Raw genomic sequence first — 26,401 nt, forward strand, 5'->3', positions numbered from 1 at the left:
GGGGTGGCAGCGATGGCAGCGATGGTGTGGACACAGGTGGTCGAGGCACGGCCGTTCGCGGCGGAGCGGGTGGTGTGCTTCCCGCACGCGGGCGGGTCCCCGTACTTCTTCCGGTCCTGGGGCAAGGGGCTCGGCGCGTACGAGGTCCAGGCGATCTGCTATCCGGGCCGCGCGGAGCGGTTCTCGGAGGACTGCGCGGAGCAACTGGTGCCGATGGCACGGGAGATAGCCGCCGAGATGCTGGCCTCGGGGGACGAGCGGCCGACCGCCTTCTTCGGGCACAGCATGGGCGCGATCGTCGCGTACGAGGTGGTCCGCGCGCTCGAGGAGGCCGGCTCCGGGGTGGGGCACCTCTTCGCCTCGGGGGCGCGGGCACCGCATCTGATGGCGGGGGACCCGGTGGCCGCGGCGGCGTGGGACGAGGCGTCGATCGCCCGGACTCTGGTCGAACTGGGCGGTACAGAGCCGGAGTTGCTGAACAACCGGGCCTTCGTGGAGCTGGTGATGCCCTACATCGGGGCGGACTTCCGGCTGCTCGCCGCCTACGAGGGGCAGCCCCGGCCGCCGCTGGACTGCCCGGTCACCGCGATCGTGGGCGCGTCCGACCCCCGGGTGACCACCGCGCAGAGTGGTGCCTGGCGGGAGTCGACCCGGGGGCCGTTCGGGGCGCTGACCGTGCCCGGCGAGCACTTCTACCTCGCCGAGGAGCCGCCGTTCGCCCTCATCGAGGAGACGTTGCGCGCGTCCCGGGGGTGAGCGGTCCGCGCTCCCGGTACATCTCGGCGAGCCGGAAGGCCAGGTCGAGGGACTGGGTGTGGTTGAGACGGGGGTCGCAGGCCGTCTCGTAGCGGTGCGGCAGGTCCTCGGGCCGGACAGTGTTGCCGCCTCCTGTGCATTCGGTCACGTCGTCGCCGGTCAACTCGACGTGGATGCCGCCGGGATGGGTGCCCAGCGACCGGTGGACCTCCACGAAGCCCCGTACCTCGTCGAGCACGGTGTCGAAGGAGCGGGTCTTGTGGCCGCTGGGCGCCGTGACGGTGTTGCCGTGCATCGGGTCGGACACCCAGCACGGCAGCGCGCCCTCCGCGGCGACCTTCTCGACCAGCGTGGGCAGCACGTCGCGGATCCGCTCGGCGCCGGCCCGTACGACGAAGGTCAGCCGGCCGGGCTCGCGGTCCGGGTCGAGGCGGTCGAGGAGGGCCAGGACGTCGTCGGCGGCGGTGGTGGGGCCGAGCTTCACGGCGATCGGGTTGTCGATCCGTGAGAAGAACTCCACGTGGGCGCCGTCGAGGTCGCGGGTCCGCTCGCCGATCCACAGCAGGTGCCCGCTGGCGGCATAGGTGCGGCCGGTCTCCGGTTCGGTGCGGGTGAGCGCGGCCTCGTAGTCGAGGAGCAGCCCCTCGTGGCCGACGAAGAACTCGGCGGTGCCCAGTTCGCGGGTGTCCACCCCGCAGGCGTGCATGAAGGCGAGCGTGCGGTCGATCTCGTCGGCGAGGGCCTCGTAGCGCTCGCCGGTGCCCGAGCCGGCGACGAAGCCCTGGTTCCAGGCGTGCACCTGGTGCAGGTCGGCGAAGCCGCCGGTGGTCAGGGCGCGGATCAGGTTCAGGGTGCGGGCCGAGGCCTCGTACATGTCGCGCAGGCGCCGCGGGTCGGGGATGCGGGAGGCGGCGGTGAACTCCAGGCCGTTGACGGCGTCGCCGCGGTAGGACGGCAGGCTCACGCCCCCGCGCTCCTCGTACGGGCTGGAACGGGGTTTGGCGTACTGGCCGGCCATCCGGCCGACCTTGACCACCGGCAGTGCGGTGGCGTGCGAGAGGACGACGGCCATCTGGAGCAGGGTCTTCAGCTTGCCGCGGATGGAGTCGGTGGTGACCTGCTCGAAGGTCTCGGCGCAGTCGCCGCCCTGGAGCAGGATGGCCTCGCCGCGGGCGACCGCAGCCATCTTCAGGCGCAGTTGTTCGCACTCGGCGCCGAAGACCAGCGGGGGCGCCCCGGCCAGCCGGCCGGTGACGGAGCGCAGCGCGGCGGGGTCGGGCCAGTCGGGTTGCTGAGCGGCCGGGAAATTCCGCCATGAGGAACTGTTCTCGGTTTGTCTCATGGCCTCAGTTACCCATTGCTGCCACGGAATGGTCAAGCATTTTGGAAATGGACCGTATCGCCGCTGTGGAATTGGTCTGGCGATGCCCGGCGGATCATTGATTCACTCATTTCGACGGAAAGAAGAAGGGGGAGATCGCATTGTGGGATTCACGTGTTTCGCCGGACGCGGGCAGCGGTCGGGTGGAGGTGCGGGTCGAGGTCGAGGAACTGGCCGGGCACGCCCCGCCCGACCTGTACGCGGCGCTGCGCGCGGTGCTCCCGGCCGAGGAGGTCTTTCTCCTCGAGAGCCTGGAGGGAGCGCCCGCGGACCGCCGGTCGGCGGTCGTCGGCTTCGGGCGGCTGGCCGAGATCCGGGTCCACGCGGACCGGGTCGAGGTCGACGGGGCCGCGCCGGAGCTCAAGCGGGCGCTGGCGGGCGCGGTCGAGGCGGCCGGACTGGTCACGGACGGGCCCGCCGCGGGCTGCCCGGTGGCCCACCACCCGCTCCCGGAGGGTCCGTACGTCTTCCGGTCGGAGCGGCCGGCGCAGGTCTGGGACGCGCTCGGGCGCGCCCAGGGGCTCTTCTCGGTGACCACCGAGCTGCCCGGGACCGGCTACGCCTTCGGGTTCCTGACCTCGCTGGCGTACGAGTCGGCCTGGCACATGGAGGAGCTGCCGGAGCGGGCCGACGGGGACGGCGGGCGCCCGGACATCGTGCTGACGCTGTTCCGGAACACCGTCTGGTACGACGTCGAGGGCGGCCGGGTACGGCGGCTGCGGGCCGACAGCCCGGCCTTCGCCGGCCTCGCGGAACAGCCCGGACTGCCCGATGTCGCGGGGGTGTCCGGGACGTTCGCGACGTCGGGGGTCCCCGAGGCGCCCGTACCGCACTCGGTGCGCGACAGCGTCGACCGCGAGACGTTCCTCGGCTGGGCCGCCCGCTGCCTGGAGCACATCGGCGTCGGCGACGTCTACCAGATCCAGATCGGCCACCGCGTCGACGTGGAGACCGGTCTGACCCCGCTGGAGGTCTACCGGCGGCTGCGCGCCCGCAATCCCTCCCCCTACATGTACCTGGCGGCGCAGGCCGGGCGGACCCTGATCGGGGCCAGCCCGGAGCTGTTCTTCCGCATCGAGGACGGCGGGATCGTGATGCGCCCGATCGCCGGGACGGCCCGCCGGGGCCCCGACGAGGAGACCAACCGGCGGCGTGTCAAGGAGATGCGGGAGAGCGTCAAGGAGCAGGCCGAGCACATCATGCTGGTCGACCTGTGCCGCAACGACATCGGGCGGGTCGCCCTGCCCAGCACCCAGCCGGTGGACCGGCTGATGGAGGTGGAGACGTACTCCCACGTGTTCCACCTGGTCTCGACCGTCTCGGGCCGGCTGGCTCCGGAGGTCGGCGTCTGGGACGCGGTCCGGGCCACCTTCCCGGCCGGGACGATGTCGGGCGCGCCCAAGGTGCGCGCCATGGAGATCATCGACGGCCTGGAGCGGGAGCGGCGCGGTGCCTACGCGGGCGCGGTCGGGCTGGTCGACGTACGGGGCTGGAGCGAACTCGCGCTGTGCATCCGCACGATCGAGTACGACGGCCGCACGTACTCCACGCAGAGCTCGGCGGGCATGGTGGCCCAGTCCGAGCCGGAGTCCGAGTGGCAGGAGACGCTGGCGAAGATGGGGGCCGCCTACTGGGCGCTCACCGGTGAGGAGCTGCTGCCGTGAAGGTGCTGCTGATCGACGCGTACGACAGTTTCGTCCACATCATCGACCAGTACCTGCAGGTGCTGGGGGCGGACACCGAGGTGGTCCGCTCGCGCACCCGGACCCCGGAGCAGCTGGTCGGGCTCGAGCCCGACGCGGTGGTGCTCGGGCCGGGCCCCGGGCACCCGGCCGAGTCCGGGCACGTGGAGCTGGTGCACGCCTTCGCGGGCCGGGTCCCGCTGCTCGGGGTGTGCCTCGGGCACCAGGCGATCGGGCTGGCGTACGGGGGCCGGATCGAGGTGGCCGGGCAGGTGATGCACGGGCGGACCAGCATCGTCCGGCACGACGGCGAGGGTCTCTTCCAGGGGCTGGGCCACAGTCTGGAGGCCACCCGCTACCACTCGCTGCTGGTCGCCGACCCGCTGCCGGAGCCGCTGGTCACCACGGCGGTGGCCGCCGACCACGGCTACGTGATGGGGCTGCGGCACCGCACGCTGCCGGTGGAGGGGGTGCAGTTCCACCCGGAATCGGTCATGACCACGGGCGGGCTGACCATGATGGAGAACTTCCTGGCGATGCGGGCCGGCGCGCTCACCTCCCGCTGACCGGGAGGCGGCGCTCACCGCCCGGTCGGCACGCCCGTCAGTTCCCGCAGCGCCTGGTCCGCGCCCCACCGCGGCAGGTGCGCGTGCCCCACCACGAGGGCGGGCGCCCCCTCGCCGGCGCGGGCGTGGTGGGAGGCGGCACCGGTGAGGAGCACCGAGCGGCGCAGCGCCCCGGCCACCAGCGCCGCCTCGTCGGTGTGCCGGGGCAGCCTCACGTACGCGTGCAGTCCGGCGGCCGGGCCGGTCACGGCCGCTCCCGGCAGGTGCCGGCGCACGGCCTCGCGCAGGGCGTCGTGGCGGGCCCGGCACAGGGCGTTCAGCCGGCGCAGGTGCCGGTCGTAGGCGCCCCCGCGCAGGAACCCCGCGAACGCCAGCTGGGTCAGCACGTCGGTGCCCAGGTCGTGGCGGGCGCGGGCGTGCTGCAGCAGGTCCAGGAGCGGGGCGGGGGCGGCGAGCCAGCCCAGGCGCAGCCCGGGGGCGAGGGACTTGCTGACGGTGCCCGCGTAGACCACGTGGTCGGGGGCGAGCCGCTGGAGAGCCAGCGGCCGGCCCGCGCCCCGTTCGTACCACAGGCCCCGGTCGTAGTCGTCCTCGATGATCAGGCCGTCCACCTCCTGAGCCCATCGCACGAGCTCCTCGCGGCGCCGGGGGGACAGCGGCGCCCCGGTGGGGAACTGGTGCGCCGGAGTCACGAGGACGGCCCGCGCCCCGGAGGCGGCGAGCGCGGCGACGTCGAGGCCCTCACCGTCCACCGGCAGTGCGACGGGCCGCAGGCCGCTCTCGTGGACGAAGCGGCGCTGGCCGGGGTGGCCCGGGTTCTCGATGCCGAGGGAAGTGATCCCCAGCTGCGGGAGGACGGCGGCCAGCAGGCCCAGGGCCTGCGCGAATCCGGCGGTCACCATGACCTGGCCGGGCGCGGCGCGCACCCCGCACATCCGGCCCAGGTAGCGGGCCAGTTCGAGGCGGAGCCGCAGGTCACCGGCGAGCGGCGGGTAGTCGAGGGCGGCCGGGTCGGCGGCGTTCAGGGCCCGCTGGTAGGCGGCGAGCCATTCGCGGCGGGGGAAGTCGGGGACGTTGCCGCCTCCCGGGCGCAGGTCCCAGCGGACGGACGGGTCCCGGCGGCCGGTGTGCCCGTCGTCGAGCAGGGAGGGCACGGGCGCGAGCCCGCGGGCCCCGCGGTCGAGGTGGGACACCACCCGGGTACCGGCGCCCTGCGCCGCCTCCAGGTAGCCCTCGGCGACGAGTTGTCCGTACGCCTCCACCACGACGCTGCGGGAGACGCCGAGGTCGTGGGCCAGGCGCCGGCTGGAGGGCAGCCGGGTACCCGGATGCAGAGTTCCCTCGGTCACCTCCTTCTTGATGAATCGCTGGATCTGCGACGTCAGCGGAATTTCGGATTCCCTGACGAGCGTGACCGCGGCGTGCAGGGCCACTGGCTTTCTCCTTCGGTGATTTCCGAATTGGACTGGACGGAATTCCGGGCAGTGGTCTGGAAAGGCTGGACGCTCTTTCGCAGACTGGGGTGTCGGATCTTTTCCCTCCCTTTTCCTAGCCGCTCCAGGAGACCGCCGTGGCTGTGATCGAGACTGCGCACGAGACCGATTGGCCAGGATTGCTGAACGCACTGCTGGACCGCCGGGACCTGACCGCCCGGGAGACCGAGTGGGCGATGGACCGGGTGATGTCCGGCGAGGCCGGCCCGGTCCGGCTCGCCGGGCTGCTGACGGCCCTGCGGGCCAAGGGGGAGACCGCGGCGGAGCTGGAAGGGCTGGTGTCGGGGATGCGCGGCCACGCGGTGCCGCTGTCGGTGCCCGGACGCGCGCTCGACATCGTCGGCACCGGCGGTGACGGCTCGCACAGCGTGAACGTGTCCACCATGTCCGCTGTGGTGGCCGCCGGGGCCGGCGCCCTGGTGGTCAAGCACGGGAACCGCTCCGCCTCGTCCGCCTGCGGTTCGGCCGACGTGCTGGAGGAGCTGGGGGTCCGGCTCGACCTGCCCGCGGCGGAGGTGGGGGAGGTCGCGGAGGAGACCGGCATCACCTTCTGCTTCGCCCAGCTGTTCCACCCGGCGATGCGGTTCGCCGCGGGCACCCGCCGCGAACTGGGCATCCGTACGGTCTTCAACGCGCTGGGCCCGCTGACCAATCCGGCTGATCCCGCGGCCCAGGCGGTCGGGGTCGCCGACGCGCGGCTGGCTCCGCTGATCGCGGAGGTGCTGTTCCGGCGGGGGGTGTCCGCGCTGGTCTTCCGGGGCGACGACGGGATGGACGAGCTGACGGTCACCACTACCTCCACCGTGTGGTCGGTCACCGGATCCGGGGTGCGGAAGGAGACCTTCGACCCGCGGGACATCAAGATCCCCTACGCGCCGGCCGACGCCCTGCGGGGCGGCGACCGCGTCCACAACGCGCGGGTGGCCCGCGAGGTTCTCGCCGGGGCCCGCGGACCGGTCCGGGACGCGGTCCTGCTGTCGGCCGCGGCCGGGCTGGCGGCCCTGTCCCCCGACGGGCGGCCGGTCGCCGCCCGGCTGGCCGACGGGGTGGCCCGGGCCGCCGAGGCGATCGACTCCGGTGCGGCGGCCGCCGTACTGGAGCGCTGGGCGGCCGTCACGGAAAAACGGGACCGGGAGAACCGGGCAGCCGCCGGGGCCTCCCCGCGCCCGGCCGCCCTCCGTTGAACCGGCGGCCCGCGGCCACCAGAGCGGCCACCGCCTCCCGGCGGTGGCCGCTGGTGACGAGGGCCTCGCCCACCAGGATCGCGTCGGCGCCGAGCTCCGCGTACTCCACGGCGCACCGCGGGCCGCGCACCCCGGACGCGGCGATCCGCACGATGTTCTCCGGGATGTCCGGCGCGATGGCGGCGAAGGCCCCCTTGTTCATCTCGAGCGTCTTCAGGTTGCGCGCGTTGACCCCGATCACCCAGGCCCCGGCGTCGAGCGCCCGGCGCGCCTCGCCCGGGTCGTGCACCTCCACCAGCGGGGTCAGGCCGAGCTCCGCCGCCTGCGCCACCAGATCGACCAGCAGCGGCTGTTCGAGCGCCGCGACGATCAGCAGCACCAGGCTCGCGCCGTGGGCCCGCGCCTCCCACACCTGGTAGGGGTCGACCACGAAGTCCTTGCGCAGGAGCGGCACCGTCACCCGGGCCCGTACGGCGTCCAGATCCGCCAGCGACCCGCCGAAGCGCAGCTCCTCGGTCAGTACGCTGACCGCGGCCGCGCCGCCGGCCTCGTACGCGGCGGCCAGCGCCGCCGGGTCCTCGATCGCCGCGAGCCGGCCGCGCGCCGGGCTGGCCCGCTTGACCTCCGCGATCACCTTCAGTCCGTCCGTACCGCGCAGCAGCTCGGCGCAGTCGGCGACGGGCCGGACCTCCGAGGCCCGGTCGCGCAGCTCGCACTCCGGAACCCGGAGCCGCCGCGACGCCAGGCCGTCCCGCACGCCTGCGATGATCTCGTCGAGCGCGTTCATGCTTTCCGTCCATTCTCGCCGGGCTCCGCGGGGCGCCACGGCGCCATCGGTCCAGACCCTAGGAAGACGGCCTCCGGACGGCTACGTCCTTAAGGCTGCGGTGAATCGGGCGGGCCGGGCCCCGCAGGGCTGCGCCCCGCCGGGTCGAAACCCGACGGGGCGCGAGCGCCGGGGGCCAGGCCGGCCGGGGTGGGGGGTCAGGTCATCGAGACGACGATCTTGCGGGCGCCGGTGTACGCCTCACGGCCGTGCAGGACCGACATGTTGTCCACGATCATGATGTCGCCGACCTGCCACGGCTCCGACAGCCGGTTCTCCCGCTGGGCCTTGCGGACATGCGCCAGGTCGTCGTCCGACAGCGGGGTCCCGTCGCCGTAGGTGACCCAGTGCGGCAGGTCGGCCACGTCGTCGATCAGCGACAGCAGGTCCTCGGCCTCGTCGTCCGGCAGGTTGGAGGGGTGCCACTGGTCGGCCTGGTTGAACCAGGTGTCGGCGCCCGTACGCGGGTTGTGCCGCAGGCCCGGGCGGTGCTGGCTGACCCGCAGGCCCCCGTCGGCGGTCCAGGCGTACTCCGCGGCCGACTCCTCCAGGAACCGTTCGACCACCGCCCTGTCCTGCGTCTCGAAGGTGTCCTGCCAGGACTTGCCGAGCCCGAACCCGCCGTGCAGGTGCTGCCGGTAGACCACGCCCGAGGCGAAGCGCTCGCGGACCTCCGGCGGCAGCGAGGCGAGCAGCGCCCCGCCGTCGCAGACCGGGGTGGCGCCGCCGGTCTCGGGCGCGATCAGGCAGCCGAAGAACAGCCGGGTGGGCCAGGACTGTGCGTACGACATCTCGTTGTGGAGGGAGATGTCGAAGCGGGCCGGGTACTCGGTGGAGGTGAAGACCCCGTCGGTGACGGCCGCCCGGGGGGTGTTCCCGCCCCGGTAGCTGTCGATGAGGGAGTCGCCGAAGAGGGCCACCGCGGAGTGGAAGGCGTCCGCGTCGGTGAGGCCCAGCCCCCGTACGAGGACCGCGCCGTGCTCGGCGAGGAGTTCCTCGGCCCGGCGGCGTACCTCCTCGGACCGGGTGTCGGCGTACAGGACGGCGAGGGTGGTGCCGCCGGCCGTGCGTGTCTCGTGGCGCATGTCAGTGGGTCTCCTTGCCGGTCTGCCGCGGGGGGACCGCTCCCGGCGCCGCCGCCTGCGCGGTGAGGGCGACGGGCAGGGCGCTGTACGCGCGGACGAAGTTGGAGTAGAGGCGCTGGGGCGGGCCGAGCAGCGTGATGTCCGAGACCATCGAACTCAGGGCCTCCACCATCGCCTTCACGTGCACCCGGCCGAGGAAGGCACCGAGGCAGAAGTGCGGTCCGTGGCCGAACACCACGTGCTTGTTGGGGCTGCGGCCGACGTCGAAGCTCTCCGGGTCGGTGAAGGCCCGCTCGTCGAAGTTGGCCGAGGTGTTCCACAGGGTCACGATGTCGCCGGCCCTGATGACCCGGTCGCCCAGCGGTACGTCGACCAGGGCGCGCCGTCCGAAGTGCATGGCCGGGGTCGTCCAGCGCAGGATCTCCTCGGTCGCCGCGTCCGCGGACACCTCGCCGGCCTTCAGCCGGCGCCACTGCTCGGGGTGCTCGGCGAGGGCGATCAGGCCGCCGATGAGGGAGGTCCGGGTGGACTCGTCGCCGCCGAGGATCAGGCTGTAGGCGTTGAGGACGATCTCGTCCTCGGTGAGCGGGCTGCCGTCGACGGTCGCGGCGGCCAGGGTGCTGAGGACGTCCTCGCCCGGGTTGCGGCGCCGCTCGGCCGCGAGCTCCCCCATGTACATGATGATCTCGTTGCGGGCCATGACGGATTCGAACTCGTCGTCCCCGGAGCCGTGCTGCGCCAGAGTCCTGGTGTTCCACTCCACCAGCCGCGGGCGGTCCGCGTGCGGGATGTCGAGCAGGTCGCCCATGGTCTGGATCGGGATGTGGTCGACGACGTCGGCGACGAAGTCCAGCCGGCCGGCCGCGACGGCCCGGCCGAGCAGTTCACGGGTGTGCGTGTGGACCCCGGCGACGACCGGCTCCAGGACGCGGGGCGCGAACGACTTGAGCATCACGTTGCGGATCGCGCGGTGCCGGACGCCGTCGGTGACGGCGAGCATCTTGCGGGAGGCGGAGTCCTCGCCCTGGAGCAGGGTGGTGAGGACGTTGCCCTTCTCGGAGGTGAACCGCTTGTTGTCGCGGTAGACGGCGACGGCGTCGGCGTACCGGGAGATCACCCAGAAGCCGGGCGTGTGCGGCCCGGCCGGGTGCCAGTGCACCGGGCTCTCGGACCGGAACCGGCGCCACATGGCGTGCGGGTCGACGTCCAGGAAGGTCTGCGGGTCGGTGAGGTCGAGGTCGGCGGGGGCGGGTACGTGGGCGGGCGGCTGGGCGGTGGCGTCGGCGTCGGCCGGGGCCACCTCCTGCGTGATGGTCATGGTGTGGGTCCTCGGGTCCTCGGGGCTTCAGCTGGACGTCGAACGGAAACGGCGCAGGCTCACGACGATGCAGGTCACGAAGGTGACGGTCAGGGTGACCGCGACGACCAGCAGCGGATGGGTGCCCGAGAAGCCGGCGCTCGGCGTGTCCGGGTTCCCCCACAGGTCGCGGCAGGATGCGATGACGGCCGTCACCGGATTCCACTCGGCGAGCGGCCTCAGCGCCGCCGGCATGGTCTGCGGCGAGAGGAAGGCACTGGACAGGAAGGGAAGTACGACCACGATGAACGGCGCCACCACGCTGATCGTCTCCACGCTGCGCAGGGTCAGGGCCAGCAGCACCCCGAGCCAGAGCATCGCGTAGATGAAGACGGCGATCAGTGCGAAGCCCGCCAGGGTGGGCAGCAGACCGGTGTGCGAACGCCAGCCCAGCGCCAGGCCGATCACCACGGTGGTGCCCAGTCCGCCCATGCCCACCAGCCAGTCGGCGGCGGTGTGCCCGATCGGGATCGAGGCCGGGTTGATGGGCAGGGAGCGGAACCGGTCGACCAGCCCGCCCTGGAGGTCCAGGGCGAGCGAGACCGCCGTCGGTCCCACGCAGGCCAGTCCGACCTGGACGGCGCCGCCGGCGAAGACGTACTCGACGTAGTCACCGCCCTGCGGGAGGTGGATCGAGTCGCGGAAGAGGTAGCCGAGCATGATCAGCGAGAGCATCGGGTTGAGGACGATGCCGATCGAGCGGCCGGGGGCGCGCCGCATCCGGCGCAGCCGGCGGCCGATGACGGCGCCGATCTCGGTGAGCAGGGTGCCCAGGCCCGCGGGCCGGGCCGCCGCGGGCTGCCCAGGCCCGGCCGCGGCGGCGGCCGCGGCGGCGGCCGCGGCGGTCTCGTCCGGTTCGGCCGCGGGGCGCGGCAGGGTCGTCGTCATGACCGGTCACCCGCCGTCCACGCGTCGAGCGAGTCGCGCAGGGCGGGGCCGATGGCCCTCAGCGGCTCCGGGTTCAGCATGTCGTCGTGGGCGCAGTCGATGCGGTGCACCCGAACGGAGCCGGTCATGTGCTCCTTCCACAGGACGTCCTTGTCGGTCACCTCGCCCCAGGGCGAGCGCTCGGCCAGGAAGAGGTCGACGGTGCCGGCGTACTCCCCCGGCCGGTAACGGGTGTTGAGGATCTGGTGGCGGCCCATCAGGTCCACCACGCGGTGGATCCGCTCCCGGCCCATGCGGGCCAGTGGGTTGCCGTCCCGGAGCAACGTCTCGTAGAGGTCGTCCGGTTCGAGCCGGCGTCCGGCGAACTCGTCGCGGTGGTGGCCGATGCCCTCCATCAGCCAGCCCAGCCGGACCTGTTCGCTCCGCTCGTCGACCGCGTCGGTGCGGGGGAAGGAGTCCATGACGGTCAGGATTCCGACCTCGTCGCCGGCGGCCCGGAGCTGGACGGCCATCTCGTAGGCGAGCAGTCCGCCGAAGGACCAGCCGAGCAGGTGGTACGGGCCCTCGGGCCGGACCTCCTTGATCAGCCGGATGTACGTCGCGGCGATCTCCTCCATGCTCTCCGGGAGGGGGGCGCCGTCCACGACCGTGGGCGACTGGAGGGCGTACAGGGGCTGGTCGGGGTGCAGGTACGGCACCAGCGTCAGGTAGGAGAGGGACAGTCCCACGCCGCTGTGCACGCAGAACAGCGGAGTGCGGTCGCCCTCGGGCTGGATGGTCAGCATCGGGGTGAAGTGCTCGATGTGGCCGATCCCGTCGGCCTCCGCGATGGCCTCGGCCATGCCCCGGGCGCTGCTGCGCAGCGTTTCGGGAGCGGGCGCGGGAGCCTTGGCGGGAGCGGGCGGCTCGGGAGCCGGTGGGGCGGTCCGCGGGCGCAGGCTCGCGGCGAGTGCGGCCACGCTCTGGTGGACGAAGACGTCCGCGATGCTCAGCTTCAGGCCCGCCTTGCGGGCCAGGCTGACCAGCCGCAGCGACTTCATGCTGTCCATGCCGGCCTCGAAGAAGTTCTCCCCGGCGACGACCGCGTCGGTGGCGAGTACGTCGTGGACGATCCGCAGCAGCTGCGCCGTGACCGGATCGTCCTCGCACTCGCCTTCGGCGGCGGCCGGGGCGGCCTGAGCATCCACCGGGTCCACCGGGTCCACCGGGTCCGCCGGGGCCGGCGCGGCCCAGTCGCGGCCCGGCCGGTCGGGGGCGTCCGCAGCGCCGCCCGAGAGCAGCGCCGCCCACAGGCCGGCACCCGTCCCGGTGGTGGCCAGGGCGGCCGCCTCCGCGTGGCTGACGGGGACGACGGCAGCGCCCGGACCGTCCGGCCCGCGCCGCACCAGGTACGCGGGCCACTCCGGGTCCGGCTCCGGCAGCGGGGCCGGGGCCGGGCCGCCCGGGGCCGCGAGGACATCGGCGGAGTCCAGCACCACGACCGGCACGCCGCAGCTGCGCAGCCTCCCGGCCAGGCCCTCGGTGGTGAGGACGGCCACCGCGGCGGTCGCCTCCACCAGCTCCCGGACCCGCTCGCTCGGCTCCTCGGCGCCGACCGGCACGTAGGCCGCGCCGGACCGGAGCACCGCGAGCGCGGCGGCCGCCTGGTCGGCGGCGCGCGGCACCGCGAGGGCGACGACCCGGCCGGGGCCCGCCCCCCGCTGCGCGAGGTGCCGGGCCAGCAGCCCGGCGCGCTCGTCCAGCGCCCCGTACGACAGGGCCCGGGATCCGGAGCCGGCCGCGGTGTCCTCGGGGGAGGCGGCGATCCGCCCGGCGACCAGTGAGGTCAGGGTGGCGGCGCCGGCGGGGGTCTGCGGCCGCTGCGCCTCCAGCTCGCTGACCCGCACGCCGGGGTCGGCGGCCGCGGCCCGCAGGACCTGCCCGAACTGCTCGACGAGCCGCTCGGCGGTGTCCCGGGTGAACAGGTCGGTGCTGTAGGTCAGCAGACCGCGCATGCCGTCCCGGCCGGGCCAGTTGAACAGCTCCACCACCAGGTCCAGCTTGGCCTGGTCGGAGCCGACGTACGCGGGCTCCGCGCGCAGCCCCACCAGGTCCGGGACGCGCACCCCGTCGTGCTGCACGGTGAGTGAGACCTGGAACAGCGGGTGCCTGCCCAGCACGCGGTCGGGCCTGATCGCGTCCACGACCTGGTCGAAGGGGACGTCCTGGTGCGAGTAGGCGGCCAGGTCGGTCTCCCGCAGCCGTTCCAGCAGTTCCCGGAAGGTGGGGTCGCCGCTGGTGTCGCCGCGCAGGACCAGGGTGTTGAGGAACATGCCGACGAGGCCGGAGAGGGCGTCGTCGGCGCGGCCGGCGACGGACACTCCGAGGGGGATGTCGGTTCCGGCGCCCCACCGCGTCAGCAGGGCCGACAGGGCGGCCTGGTAGACGATGAACTCGGTGGTCCCGGTGGTCCGGGCGATCTCCGCGAGCGTGGCGTGGAGTTCCGCGTCGATGTCGAACATCACCGTGTCACCGGCGCTCCCGCCGTTCTCCGGGCGGGGGAAGTCGGTCGCCAGCGCCAGCTCCTGGGGCAGCCCGGCCAGCGCGTCGCGCCAGAAGTCGAGCTGTCGCGCGCCCAGGCCGTCCTCGTCCGCCGGATCGCCGAGCAGCTCGCGCTGCCATACGGCGAAGTCGGAGTACTGGACCGGCAGCGGCTCCCGGTCGGGGGCCCGCCCGCCGGTCCGTGCCCGGTAGGCGTCGGCGAGGTCGTCGAGCAGCGGCCCCATCGACCAGCCGTCGAAGGCGATGTGGTGCAGCACGATCAGCATCACGAAGGAGTCGCCGCCGGTGGGGAAGATCCGTACCCGAAGCGGGGTCTCCTCGGTCAGGTCGAATCCCCGGTCGGCCTCGGCGGCCAGCGCGGTGTCGAGCTGGTCGGAGAAGACGGAGACCGTCCTGAGGTCCGGCGCCGCGGCGGCGGCGTCCAGGACGCGCGGCGCCGGCACCCCGTCCTGCTCGGGGATCACGGTCCGCAGCACCTCGTGGCGTTCCACGAGATCGGCCAGGGCCGCCCGCAGGGCGTCCGCGTCGAGCCTGCCGGTGAACCGGAAGGCCATGGCGCTGTTGTACGAGCCGTCGGCGCGGCCCTGGCGCCGGTTGAGGAACCACTGGCGCTGCTGGCTGAAGGAGAGCGGGCGCTCCCCTCCCGGGGCGGCCGGTGCCAGCGCGGGCCGGGCCTGCGCGGCCCGGCCGACCTCCGTGGCGAGGGCCACCACGGACCGCGCCTCGAACAGGGCGCGGATGGGGAGTTCGACGCGCAGGGTGCTGCGGACGCGGCTGACGAGGCGGGTGGCGAGCAGGGAGTGCCCGCCGATCTCGAAGAAGTCGTCGTCGATGGAGACCTGCTCCAGGCCGAGGACGTCCGCGAACAGGCCGCACAGGACACCCTCCAGGGGGGTCCGGGGGGCCCGGCCGCGGGAGGCGGCGCCCAGGTCCGGGTCGGGCAGGGCCTTGCGGTCCAGCTTGCCCTGGGCGGTGAGCGGCAGCTCCTCCAGCGCCACCACGGCCGAGGGGACCATGTAGTCGGGGAGCTCCGCGGCGAGCCGCTCGCGCAGGACGGCGGTGTCCTCGGGGGCGGCGGCCGAACCGGCGACGACGTAGGCGACCAGACGGCGTTCGCCGGCCTCGTCCTCGCGCATGACCACGACGGCCTGTTCGACTCCGGGCTGTGCGAGCAGGGCGGCGGATATCTCGCCGAGCTCGATGCGGATTCCGCGCAGCTGGACCTGGTCGTCGACGCGGTCCAGGTAGTCGAGGTCGCCGTCGGGCAGCCAGGTCACGAGGTCTCCGGTGCGGTACATCCGGGATCCGGCAGGGCCGTACGGGTCGGCGACGAACCGGGACGCGGTCAGCCCGGGCCGCGCCAGGTAGCCGCGGGCGAGGCCGCCCGCGACGTACAGCTCGCCGGTGACCCCGGGGGCGACGGGCCGCAGGTTGCGGTCGAGCACGTACACCCGGTGGGCGTTGGTGGGCTTCCCGATCGGGGGCCGGCCGGCCCGGGGGGCCAGCGGGCCGGCGACGGTGCAGCCGACGACGGCCTCGGTGGGACCGTAGCCGTTGAACAGCCGGACGGAGCCGCCCCAGCGTTCGACGACCCCGGCCGGGACCGCCTCGCCGGTGACCACCAGCCGCAGGTCGCTGGGGAGGGTGGCGTCGGCCGGCAGCCCCCCGACGACGACGGGCGGCAGCGCGACCAGGTTGATCCGGGCGTCGTTGATCAGGTCGACGAGCGGCCGGCCCGGTGTACGGGCCTCCTCGTCGGCGATGACCAGGGTGCCGCCGTTGAGCAGCGCCAGCATGATGCCGAAGACCGAGGCGTCGAAGCTGAACGAGGCGAACTGCAGGACCCGCACGTCATGGTCGAGCCAGAACCGGTCGGACAGGCTGGAGACCATCGACATCAGTCCGGTGTGCGCCACGGTGACGCCCTTGGGGCGGCCGGTGGAGCCGGACGTGTAGATGATGTAGGCCGTGTTCTCCGGGTGCAGCGGTGCCACGCGTTCCGCGTCGGTGAGGTCGTGTCCGCCGAGCGCCGCGAGCCGGGCGGCCGTCTCGGGCGCGTCCAGCAGCACCGGGGTGACCCCGAGCGCGGCCAGGTCGGGCAGGCCCGCCGGGCGGGACCGCGTCGCCGTGTCGGTCAGCAGGACCGGCGGCCGGGCGTCCTCCAGCATGTAGCCGATGCGGTCGGCCGGATAGTCGGCGTCCACGGGCAGGAACACCGCGCCGGCCTTGAGGGCGGCGAGCGCCGCGACGACCAGCTCCGGGGAGCGCGGCAGCATCACGGCGACCGGCTGCTCCGGTCCGGCGCCCCGCTCGGCCAGCAGCCGGGCCAGCCGGTTCGCGCGGTCGTTCAGCGTGGCGTAGTCGAGCTCCTCGGCGCCCAGCGAGACGGCCGGCTTGGCGGGCGAGAGCCCGGCCCACCGCTCGAAGACCGTGGTGGCGAGGGTGGCGACGGCCGGGCGGGCCGCGGCCGCCCCCGACCAGGTGCCGAGGACCTGCTCCCGCTCGTCGGCGGTGAGCGCGTCGATCCGGCCCAGCGGGGTGTCCGGGGCCGCGGCGAGCTGCTCCAGCACACGGGCGAACCGGCTGACGAAGACCTCGGTCCGGGCGGCGTCGAAGACGTCCGGCCGGTACTGGGCCTCCACGCGCAGGCCCTGCCCCCCGGTGGGGAACACGCCCACCGCGAGCGGGTACTCGGCGATGACCCGGGCCTTCCAGTCCAGCATCGAGAGGCCGGGCACGTAGGAGCCGATCGCGTCCAGCGCGCCCGCCGGGTAGTTGTGGAAGCTGACCACGGTGTCGAAGAGCTCACCGATGCCGACGCCCTGCTGCACCTCGGCCAGGCCCAGGTGGTGGTGCTCCTCCAGGCCGAGCTGGCGGTCCTGGAGGCCGGCCAGCATCTCCTCGAACGGCACGGCCGGGTCCAGGTGGGCCCGTACCGGCAGGGTGTGCAGGAACGCGCCGACCATCTGCTCGACCCCGGGCAGGTCCGCGGGCCGGCCGGAGACGACCGCGCCGAAGGTGACGTCGCCGCGGCCGGTGAGGCTGCCCAGTACGACGGCCCAGGCGCCCTGGACGACGGTGTTCATCGTCAGGCCGCGCCGGTGCGCCCAGGGGGTGAGGGCCGCGGTCAGCCGCTCGGGCAGCTCCACGGTGTACGTCTCGGGCAGTACGGAGACCCGCGCCCGGTCGGCGGGGCCGAGCCGGGTGGCCTCCTCGATGCCGCCGAGCTCCTGCTCCCACGCCTTGCGGGCGGCCGGCTTGTCCTGGGCGGCGGACCACTCCAGGTAGGCGCGGCCGGGTGCGACGGGGCGCAGGGCGCTGAGGTCGGCGCCGTTGCCCCAGAGGGTGACGAGCTCCTCGGCGAGGACGGCGGACAGCGACCAGCCGTCCACCAGGATGTGGTGGGTGGTCCATACGACGCGGTGGCGCTCGGCGCCCAGCCGGTAGACGGTGAACCGGGTCAGCGGGCCACCGGTCACGTCGAACCGGTCCAGCCACTCCTCGTCGGTGCGGCGGACGGCCTCGGCGCCGGGGTCGGCGGCCGACGTCAGGTCGTGTTCGCTCCACGGCAGCTCGACGGCCGCTGGGATCAGCTGTACCGGATCGCCCTGCTCGCGTTCGCGGAACCGGGCGCGCAGCGCCGGGTTGCGGTCCAGCAGCGCGGTGGCCGCGGCGCGCAGCGCGGCCACGTCCAGCTCGCCGCCGATGTCCATGACGACCTGGAGGGTGTAGGCGTCCATGCCCTGGCGGTCGAACTCGGCCTGGAAGAACAGGCCGCGCTGGAGCGGGGAGAGCGGCAGGACGTCGGTGAGCCCGTCGAGCTCCTGCTCCCAAGCGTCGATCTCCCGCTGCTCGACGTCGACGAGGGGGAACTCGGCGGCGATCCGCCCGCCGGATCCGGGTGCACCGGAGTGCGCGGCGAGGGCGCCGAGCGCGGCGAACCACGCCTCGGCCGTCTCGCGTACGACGGCCTCGTCGACGGCTCCGGACGGCCAGGTCCACTCGGCCACGAGCACCGGTCCCCCGGGGCGGTCCTCGGTCAGCGCGACGACGTCGAGGGGCTGGCGCAGCGGGGTGGTGGGGGAGGCGGTGAGTCCGGCGCCCCCGGGCTCGATGGCCCAGGCGCCGTCGCCGGCCGCGAACCGGCCCAGGTAGTTGAAGCCGATCTGGGGTACGGCGGCGCGGCCGAGGACGAGCGCCGTCTGGGGGTTGAGGTGGCGCAGCAGGCCGTAGCCGATGCCGTGGTCGGGCAGGGCGCGCAGGGCGGCCTTGACCCGCTTCAGGGCGGTGGCGACGGCGGGGCCGCCGGCCGCGATCTCGGTCCGGTCCAGTTCGCCGACGTCCAGCCCGACGGGGAAGGCGCTGGTGAACCAGCCGACCGTACGGGAGGTGTCGAGGCCGTCGCCGATCTGTTCGCGGCCGTGGCCCTCCAGCTCGACGACGGTACGGGTGCCCCCGGCCCCGGAGCGGCTGGTGACGGCCAGCGCGAGGCCGGTGAGCAGCACCTCGTTGATCTCGGCGTGCAGGGCGGCGGGCACCCGGGTCAGGACGTCGGCGGTGAGCGCGGCGGGGAGCTCCAGGCGGAGCCGGCCCGCGGTGGCCCAGGTGTCGGCGGACGGGTCCAGCGGCCGGTCGGTGAAGGTCTCGGCCGCTCCGGCCGACTGGGCGTCCCACAGCGGGAGTTCGGCCACCCGGCGGGAGGTGCGGGCCTCGGCGGACAGGGCCTTGGCCCAGCTCCGGAAGGAGGTCGGGACGGGGTCGAGGGCAGGGGTGCGGCCCTCGGTCACGGCCTGCCGGGCGGATTCCAGGTCGGGCAGCAGGACGCGCCAGGACACGCCGTCCACGGCGAGGTGGTGGACGACGAGCAGCAGACGGCCGCCCGCGCCGGGGGTCTCCTCCAGCAGCACCGCCTGGACGACCAGGCCGGTCTCGGGGCGCAGTCGGGCCCGGGCGGCGGCGGTCTGCTCGGCGAGCACGGCCGCGCGGTCGGCGCCGGCGGGCACGGTGACCCGGGTGACCACGTCGGCGGCGGCGACGGAGCCCGCCGGGAGGACCTCCTGCGCCCACAGGCCCGGTACCGGGGAGGTGAGCTTCAGGCGCAGCGTGTCGTGGTGGTCCAGGACGGCCTGGAGGGCGGGCTCCAGGACGGCGGGGGTGAGCCCGGCGGGGGCATTGACGGCCACGTACTGGGCGAACTCACGTGTCGCTTCCGGGAGTTCGGAGATCTGCTCGCGCAGCCGGTCGAAGATGGGGGTCGGTTCGACCTCGCCCGTGCCGTCGTCCCGGGCGTCCGCCGGGGCGCCCGCGCCGGTCGCGGCGTCCGTGGGCACGGGACGGGCCGCAGCGGCGATGGCCGCCGGGGTCCGGTGCTTGAAGACGTCGCGGGCGGTGACGATCAGTCCCGCCCTGCGGGCCCGCCCGACGACCTGGATGGAGCTGATGCTGTCGCCGCCGAGGGCGAAGAAGCTGTCGTCGACGGCCACTTCGGGCAGGCCCAGCACCTCGGCCAGCACCGCGCAGATGATGCCCTCCGCAGGGGTGCGGGCGGCCCGTGCGGCGGTCCGGGGGCCGGCCGGGTCGGGCGTGGGCAGTGCCTTGCGGTCCACCTTGCCGTGCGGGGTCAGCGGCAGTGCGTCCAGGATGATCAGTACGGTCGGTACGAGGGCCTCGGGCAGCCGGCCGGCGAGCAGGGTCCGCAGCTCGCCGGTGTCGGGTGCGGCGCCGGTCTCCGGTTCCAGGTAGCCGACCAGGCGCTTGTGCCCGGACGGGTCGGTGACGGCGGCGGCGACCGCGTCGGCGACGCCCGGCAGGGCGCGCAGCGCCGTCTCGACCTCGCCGAGCTCGATGCGCTGGCCGCGGATCTTGACCTGGTGGTCGCGGCGGCCGACGAAGGCGAGCTGCCCGTCGGGGCGCAGTTCGACGAGGTCGCCGGTGCGGTACATGCGCGAGCCGTCGGCCGCGAAGGGGTCGGGCAGGAAGGTGACGGCGGTGCGGCGGGGGTCGCCGAGGTAGCCGCGGCCCACGCCGTCGCCGGCGATGTAGAGCTCGCCGCGCACACCGTGCGGGACGGGCCTGAGGTCGTCGCCCAGGATGTGCAGGCGGGTGTTGCGCAGCGGCCGGCCGATGGGGACGATCGCGGCGCCCATCGCGTCGAGCGCCCCGAGGTCCCGGGCGTAGGCGTGGGTGACGTCGTCCGAGCACTCGGTGGGGCCGTACAGGTTGGCCAGCGCGATGGCGGGGTAGCGGGCGAACCAGCGGCTGCACAGCTCGGCCGGCAGGGCCTCCCCGTTGGAGATCATCCAGCGCAGGGCGGGCAGTGCGGGGGCGTCGCCGGCCGCGTCCCACACGTCGAGGGTGGCGCGCAGCAGGGAGGGGACGACCTCCAGCACGGTGAGGCCCTCGGCGCCGATGGCCGTGAACAGGGCGTCGGGGTCGGACGCCTCGGCGCGGCTGAAGGCACGGACCCGGCCGCCGACGAGCAGCGTCGTCAGGGTCTGCCAGACGGTGACGTCGAAGGTGACCGGGGCGTTGTGGACGAGTGCGTCACCGCGGTCCAGGGACAGTTCCTCGATCTTGGCGAGCAGGTGGTTGACCATGCCGCCGCGCTGCACCATCGCGCCCTTGGGCCTGCCGGTGGAGCCGGAGGTGTAGATGACGTACGCGAGGTCCTGCGGCCCGCCGAGCACGGGGGGCAGCGCGTCCGCGGGGTCCTGCTCGGTGCCGATCTCGCGGACGGGCAGCGGCGCGCCGTCGCCGGCGGCCGAGGCGGCCCGCTCGGCGAGGTCCCGGTGGGCGGCGTCGGTGAGGACGAAGCCGGCCCCGCTGTCGCGCAGCAGCGCGGTCAGGCGGGGCAGCGGCGCCCCGGGATCGAGCGGTACGAAGGCCCGCCCGGCGCCGAGGACGGCCACCTCCGCGGTGACGAAGTCCCGGCCGGGCTCGCTGAGGATGGCGACGGGGCCGCCGGAGGCGGTCAGGCGGCGGGAGAGTGCGCCGGCGCGGCCGACGAGCCCGGCGTAGTCGAGGGTGCCGGTGTCGTCGGTGACGGCCGGGGCGTCGGGGGTGGCCAGGGCGTGGGCCCGTATCCGCTCGACGACGCCCAGGTAAGGGGTCGGGCGGACGGGGCCGGTCAGCGCGGCGGCCACGTCGGCGGCCTCGCCGGGGGAGAGGAGGTCCAGGGCGGCCAGCGGCTCGTCCGCGCCGGAGGCCAGGAACCGGTCGAGGTAGGAGACGAAGCGGTCGAGGTGGGCACGGACCTCGGCGCGCGTGTAGCGGGCCTCGTTGCCGTTCAGGTCGATGCCGATGCCGGCGTCGCCCTTGTCGGCGACGGTGAACTCCAGGTCGTCGACCAGTCCGGTGGAGGGGCTGTGGATGGTGGCCGCGCACGGGCCGATGGCCAGCTTCTCCACCTGCGGCATCATGTTGAGGAACGGCCCGAACGGGCGGCGGTCGTCGCTCGGCAGGCCCATGGAGCGGCGGATGCTGCTGACGCGGTGGCGCTGGTGCTTGAGTGCCTGCGAGAAGGCCCGGTAGGAACCGGCGAGCAGGTCGGTACGGGTGGTGGCGGTGTCCACGGAGAGCCGCAGCGGCAGGTAGTTGACCACCATGCCGGGGACCTTCTGGGTGTCGCCGCCGACGCGGGCGGTGACGGGCACGGACAGCAGCACGTCCTCGGTGCCGGCCATCCGCCCGGTGTAGGCGCCCAGGGCCGCGACCAGCACGGTCTGCCAGGTGACGCGGGACTCCCAGGCGGTGGCGCGCAGCCGCTCGGCGACGGCGTCGGGAAGGACGCCCTGCTCCTGGAGGAAGGTCTGGGCGGGTTCCGCGTCCCCGGTGGAGAGGCTGATCAGCTCGGGCCGGTCGGTGAAACGCTGCGCCCAGTAGGCCCGGTCGCGCTCGGCGCGGGCCGAGCCGGCGTAGGCGGCCTCGGCGTCGAGCAGGGTGGTCAGGGCGGGGAAGCGGCCCTCGTCGAGGTCGGAGCCGGCCAGCAGGGCCTCGTAGATCGCGCCGAGGCGCTGCCAGTAGATGACGTAGCTGAAGCCGTCGGAGACCAGGTGGTGGTTCAGGAGGCAGAAGAAGGTGCGGTCGGGGCCGAGGGTGAAGACGCTCAGCCGGAAGAGCGGCTCGAACGCGTCGCCGTCGGTGGCGCCGGTGCCGGGGGTGTCACCGGCGGCCGCGCGGTCCTCGGCGGTGAGGGCGAACGGTACGCGCAGGTCGGCGCGGATCGCCGCGTGCGCGGCAGCGGCCGGGTCGGCGGCGCCGCTCACGTCGGTCTCGGTCAGCGGGAGCGTCGTCAGCGGTTCGATGAACTGCCTCGGCTCGCCGTCCACTTCGGTGAATCTGGTCCGCAGGCACTCGGACTCCTCGACCAGCCGCTCCAGCGCGGTGCGCAAGAGGTCCCGGTCGAGCGGCCCGTTGATGTCCCAGTAGATGGCGGTGTTGTAGGTGGCTCCCCCGCCAGAGAGTTTCGCGTCGAACCAGATGTCCTTCTGGCCGGCGGTGAGCGGAAGGCCGCCGACCGTCTGAACATGCGTCATGGCTATCCCCTAGCGAAGGTTTCCGTATGCGGCCCTGTCACGGGCCCGATCGTTGCCGCAGGCACTGACGGCGGACTGAAAGCGGACTGACGGCGCCCCGAGGAGCCCGGCCGGATCCGGACGGGGCGGTTCAGCCGCAGCCGCCCGCGTGCGCGTCGTCGGTCGCGCGGCCCATGCCGATCGCCGCCAGCGGCTCCGGGACGGAGGCGGCCGGTACCTCCCGGTCGCGCAGGTGGGCGATGAAGTCGTCGAGCCGGTCGATGCCCCAGAACCGGCTGAAGCCGTGGACGAAGAAGGGCACGCCGAACACCCCGTCCCGGCACACGTCGAGCAGCATGCGGATGCCCTCGGCGCGGACCTCCGGCACGGTGCTGGCCCGGGCCAGTTCGCGCGGGTCGAGCCCGATCTCGAAGGCGATGTCCTCGATGGTGGCCGGATCGCAGATGTCCCGGCCGCGCCCGAACCGGGCCCGGTACACGGCATCGATGAAGGCATGGCCGCGTCCGTACCGGGCCGCGACCAGATAGGCCAGGTGCGGGACCTCCCACACCGGGTCGCGGTCCACGGGCCAGGTGACGGTCAGCCCGCGCGCCTTGGTGAGGCGGCCGACGTCCTGGAGCACGTACCGGTTCTTCTCGCGGGACATGTCCGAGTACGGGAAGCGGCCGCCCTGTTCCTCCAGCAGCCGGGCGCTCAGTTCGTCGGGTTCGAAGAACGGCACCCACTCCAGGCTCTCGGCGAGGTCCGGGTGGAAGGTCATGATCTCGCGGTAGGCCAGCCAGGAGTACGGGCTGCGCAGCGAGAAGTAGAAGCGGGGCGTCTTGTTCTTGGGCATGGTGAACCCTTCGGTCGGTCGGTGGTGTCCCGGCGCGGGCGGGGGTGCGTGTCAGACGACGAGGCCGCCGTCGATCCCGAAGACCTGTCCGGTGATGTACGAGGCGCGGTCGGAGGCGAGGAAGGAGACCAGGTCGGCGACCTCCTCGGGGCGGCCGAACCGCCCGAGCGGGATGCGCTCGGTCATCTTCTTCACGTGCTCCGGGGCGAGCCCGGAGAGCATGTCGGTCTCGATGAAGCCGGGGGCGACGGCGTTGGCGCGGATGCCGTAGCGGCCGCTCTCCTTGGCGAGCGCCTTGGTGAAGCCGATGATCCCGGCCTTGGTCGCGGAGTAGTTGGTCTGGGTGGCGTTGCCGTACACGCCCGCCACCGAGGAGAGGGTGATCACGGAGCCCGCGCGGCGCTTCATCATGGCGAAGACGGCGGCCTTGCAGAGGTTGTAGGTGCCGTCCAGGTTGACCCGCAGGACCGCGTCCCAGTCGTCGGGCGCCAGCATCACGAGCGGGTTGTCGCGGACGATGCCCGCGCAGGACACGACGGTGTGCAGCGGGCCGAGTTCCTTCTCGGCGGCGCGGACGAAGTCCCGTACGGCGTCGTGGTCGCGGACGTCGGTGCGCGCGGTGTGGACGCGGGCGCCGGCCGCGGTGGCCTCGGCGGCCACCGTGTCGGCGGCCTCCTTGTCGGACTGGTAGCAGAAGGCGACGTCGTAGCCGTCGCGCGCGAGGCGGGACACGACGTGCCGCCCGATTCCCCGGGAGCCTCCGGTCACCAGTGCGACACGGCGTTCAGTTGCGGACATGTGCGTGCTTCTCCTCGGTGAGGGCGGATGCCGGGGCCTGCGGGGGCGTGCAGGGCGTGCAGGACCGGTGGGAGGGAAGGGGAGGGGCCGGCGGCCGGCCGGACACGGGGGCATGGTCCGGCCGGCCGCCGGGGTGTGGGGGGTCAGCCGCCGGTGAGGACCGCGCAGCCGACCAGACCGTCCCGTTCGATGCCGGTGATCAGTGCGGCCTCCCCGGGGGCCAGGCCGCCCTCGCCGGCGGCGGCGAGCACCCCGGCCATCTGGAGCGCGGCCGAGGCCGCGGAGGTGTCGCCGACCAGCGGCCGGATACGGATCCACCGCGGGTCCGCGTCGTCGCCGAGCACGTCGGCGACGGCGGCCTCCTCCTGTGCGACGAGCGGGCCGCCGGCGCCGAGCGGCGCCACCGTCCGTACGTCGCGAGGCGCGACCCCGGCCTTGGCCAGGGCGTCGCGCACGCAGGACGCGAGCGCCTCGCGGGCACCGTCCGGTTCGTGGAAGGCCCGGAAGCCGGTGGAGCCGATCCGGGCCAGCGCACCGCGCCCGGCCGACGCCGCGTCGTCCGCGGTCTCCAGCAGGAAGACGGCGCTGCCCTCGCCGAGCGGGGTGTCCCTCTCGGCGTCGGCGCGGCCGTGCCATTCCAGCCAGGAGCGCTGGGTGGAGTACTCCTCGGCCGCGCCCACCAGCACCCGGGAGCAGTGGCCGCCGCGGTGCAGCCGCAGCGCGTAGCCCAGGGCGAGCAGGCCGGTCAGGGAGCCGCCCGCGACAGTGGTGTTGGGGCCCTTGATGCCGTGCCAGATGGCGCTCTGCCCGGCGGCCCGGTTCATCACGGTGTTCGGGAAGCGGGCCGGGTCCACGTGGTACGGGCGCTCCCCGGCCAGCGCGTCCCGGGTGAAGTCCATGATGCTCTGCACGCTGCCGGAGCCGGTGCCGAGGACCAGCGCGGTCTGCTCGGGGCGGGCGGTCAGCTCGTCGCGGAATCCGTCGATCAGCCCGCCGACCGCGGTGACCGCGATGGCGGTGACCCGGTCCATGGTCCGGGTCCCCTTCTTGCCGACGTACTTGGCGGCGGTGAAGTCGGGGACGACGGCGCCTTCGGCGAACGGGCCGGGGAAGGTCTCGCGGTCGACGGCGCCGACCGCCGTGCGGCCGGCGCGGATTCCGCCGCGGAAGGCTTCGCTGCCGACGCCGAACGGCGAGACGGCCGACCAGCCCGAGACGACCAGGGGGGTCGGGGACATCAGACGGCCTCCTCGTACCGGCCCAGGATCAGCACGGCGTTGTTGCCCGCGAAGGCCAGAGCGTTGTTCTGCACGACGTTCAGCCGGGCGGGGCGGGCCTCGTTGGGCACGCAGTCCAGGCCGCACTCGGGGTCGGTCTCGCGGTGGTTGATGGTGGGCGGGATGAAGTCCTCGGTGATGGCCAGCGCACAGGCGGCGGAGGCCAGCGCGCTCGCCGCCCCCATGGAGTGGCCGATCATGGACTTGATGGAGACGGTCGGCGGCGGAACGTCGAAGACCTGGCGGATGGCGCCGGCCTCCGTCACGTCGTTGGCGTGGGTGCCGGTGCCGTGGGCCGAGATGAAGTCGATGTCCCGGGCCTTCACCCCGGCGTTGGCGTGCGCCACCTCGATGCACCGGGCCAGGCCGTCCTGGTCGGGGGCGACGGGGTGGTGGGCGTCGCAGCTGAGGCCGTAGCCGAGGACCTCGGCGTAGATCCGGGCGCCGCGGGCCAGCGCCGACTCCAGGCTCTCCATGAGGAGGATTCCGGCGCCCTCGCCGGTGAGGATGCCCTTGCGGTCCTTGTCGAACGGCTGGCAGACCTCGGGGGCGATGGTGCCGAGCCGGTAGAAGCCGGTGAAGGTCTTGCGGCAGACCGCGTCGGCTCCGCCGCACAGTGCGGCCTCGACGTCTCCGTCGCGGATGGCGTCGAAGCCGCTGCCGATGGCGTAGTTCCCGGCCGCGCAGGCCGTCGGGATGGTGAGGGCCTCCACGTCGACGAGGCCGAGCTCGCGGACGATGCCGCTGGAGAGCCGTCCGGCCTGGGCGCGGCGCACCACGCGCGGGTCGAACTGCTCGGGGCCGTCCTCCAGCTGCTGTGCGACGAGCAGGTCGAGATCCCGGGACTCGGCGTCGGTGGTACCGACCGAGATCAGGACCTTGCGCTCCCGGAGGTCCTCCGGGGTCAGGCCGGCGTCCTCGACGGCCATCCGGGCTGCGGCGATCGAGAACTGGGTGGCCCGGCCCAGTTCGGCCGGGTCGGTGCGGTGGATCCAGTCCGCGGGGTCGAAGTCGTCCACCTCGCAGCCGTTGGCGTGGGCGAAGCCCGTCGTGTCGAATGCGGTGATCGGCTTGACCCCGCTGCGTCCGGACCGCAGTCCGTCCAGGAAGGCCGTGACCCCGAGGCCGATGCTGGTGACCGTGCCGAGGCCCGTGATCACCACGCGGCGCGGCGCCCGCTCGTCGTCGTACACCCTGC

General features: G+C 74.0%; 15 protein-coding genes. 4 read left to right on the plus strand and 11 right to left on the minus strand.

What is annotated here, in order from left to right:
- The first annotated feature begins 12 nt into the window (after positions 1-12).
- A complete protein-coding gene (locus tag OG753_RS22200) occupies positions 13-756 on the plus strand; it encodes an alpha/beta fold hydrolase (protein WP_327263431.1) in 744 nt (247 codons plus the stop codon).
- Here OG753_RS22200 and OG753_RS22205 read toward each other — a convergent pair.
- Entirely contained in the window at positions 722-2,098 is a 1,377-nt protein-coding gene (locus OG753_RS22205) for a class II 3-deoxy-7-phosphoheptulonate synthase (protein WP_327263432.1), read from the minus strand. The genes OG753_RS22200 and OG753_RS22205 overlap by 35 nt on opposite strands.
- A 140-nt stretch (positions 2,099-2,238) precedes the next feature.
- Between OG753_RS22205 and OG753_RS22210 the strand changes: the two genes are divergently transcribed.
- Positions 2,239-3,801, plus strand: a complete 1,563-nt coding sequence (locus OG753_RS22210) for an anthranilate synthase component I family protein (protein WP_327263433.1) — start codon at positions 2,239-2,241, stop codon at positions 3,799-3,801.
- Positions 3,798-4,385: an anthranilate synthase component II gene (locus tag OG753_RS22215; protein WP_401685395.1), complete on the plus strand. Its 588-nt coding sequence runs from the start codon at positions 3,798-3,800 to the stop codon at positions 4,383-4,385. The genes OG753_RS22210 and OG753_RS22215 overlap by 4 nt, the downstream gene beginning before the upstream one ends.
- A gap of 14 nt (positions 4,386-4,399) precedes the next feature.
- On the opposite strand, the gene OG753_RS22220 is transcribed toward OG753_RS22215, so the two are convergent.
- Positions 4,400-5,818 carry a PLP-dependent aminotransferase family protein gene (locus OG753_RS22220; protein WP_405789793.1) on the minus strand — a complete coding sequence of 473 codons (1,419 nt, stop codon included), beginning with the start codon at positions 5,816-5,818 and terminating at the stop codon, positions 4,400-4,402.
- 143 nt (positions 5,819-5,961) lie between these two features.
- Here OG753_RS22220 and trpD point away from each other — a divergent pair, with 143 nt between their 5' ends.
- A complete protein-coding gene (gene trpD, locus OG753_RS22225) occupies positions 5,962-7,062 on the plus strand; it encodes an anthranilate phosphoribosyltransferase (protein WP_405792764.1) in 1,101 nt (366 codons plus the stop codon).
- On the opposite strand, the gene trpC is transcribed toward trpD, so the two are convergent.
- The 9 genes from trpC to OG753_RS22270 all read right to left on the minus strand — a co-directional run bounded on the left by trpC (position 6,992) and on the right by OG753_RS22270 (position 26,396).
- Positions 6,992-7,849, minus strand: coding sequence for an indole-3-glycerol phosphate synthase TrpC (gene trpC / locus OG753_RS22230; RefSeq protein WP_405789795.1), 858 nt, complete (start codon positions 7,847-7,849; stop codon positions 6,992-6,994). The two genes, trpD and trpC, sit on opposite strands and share 71 nt — an antisense overlap.
- A 197-nt stretch (positions 7,850-8,046) precedes the next feature.
- The gene (locus tag OG753_RS22235; protein WP_327263438.1) at positions 8,047-8,973 is read right to left on the minus strand and encodes a TauD/TfdA family dioxygenase; all 927 of its coding nucleotides are present in this window, start codon (positions 8,971-8,973) and stop codon (positions 8,047-8,049) included.
- Position 8,974: 1 nt separating this feature from the next.
- A complete protein-coding gene (locus OG753_RS22240) occupies positions 8,975-10,291 on the minus strand; it encodes a cytochrome P450 (protein ID WP_327263439.1) in 1,317 nt (438 codons plus the stop codon).
- A gap of 27 nt (positions 10,292-10,318) precedes the next feature.
- A complete protein-coding gene (locus OG753_RS22245) occupies positions 10,319-11,218 on the minus strand; it encodes an ABC transporter permease (protein ID WP_405789797.1) in 900 nt (299 codons plus the stop codon).
- Complete coding sequence (locus tag OG753_RS22250; RefSeq protein WP_405789799.1) at positions 11,215-22,293, minus strand: amino acid adenylation domain-containing protein; 11,079 nt, start codon at positions 22,291-22,293, stop codon at positions 11,215-11,217. Before OG753_RS22250 ends, OG753_RS22245 begins: the two co-directional genes overlap by 4 nt.
- Before the next feature lie 130 nt (positions 22,294-22,423).
- Positions 22,424-23,128 (minus strand): DsbA family protein, encoded by a 705-nt coding sequence (locus OG753_RS22255; protein WP_327263442.1) that lies wholly within the window; start codon positions 23,126-23,128, stop codon positions 22,424-22,426.
- A 51-nt stretch (positions 23,129-23,179) separates the two neighbouring features.
- Positions 23,180-23,926, minus strand: a complete 747-nt coding sequence (gene fabG, locus OG753_RS22260; protein WP_327263443.1) for a 3-oxoacyl-[acyl-carrier-protein] reductase — start codon at positions 23,924-23,926, stop codon at positions 23,180-23,182.
- Positions 23,927-24,069: 143 nt separating this feature from the next.
- Positions 24,070-25,164 (minus strand): beta-ketoacyl synthase N-terminal-like domain-containing protein, encoded by a 1,095-nt coding sequence (locus OG753_RS22265; RefSeq protein ID WP_405789802.1) that lies wholly within the window; start codon positions 25,162-25,164, stop codon positions 24,070-24,072.
- Positions 25,164-26,396 (minus strand): beta-ketoacyl-[acyl-carrier-protein] synthase family protein, encoded by a 1,233-nt coding sequence (locus OG753_RS22270; protein WP_405789803.1) that lies wholly within the window; start codon positions 26,394-26,396, stop codon positions 25,164-25,166. Before OG753_RS22270 ends, OG753_RS22265 begins: the two co-directional genes overlap by 1 nt.
- Between the last annotated feature and the right edge of the window lie 5 nt (positions 26,397-26,401).

This window comes from Streptomyces sp. NBC_00029 (genome assembly GCF_045160505.1).
Lineage (GTDB): Bacteria > Actinomycetota > Actinomycetes > Streptomycetales > Streptomycetaceae > Streptomyces.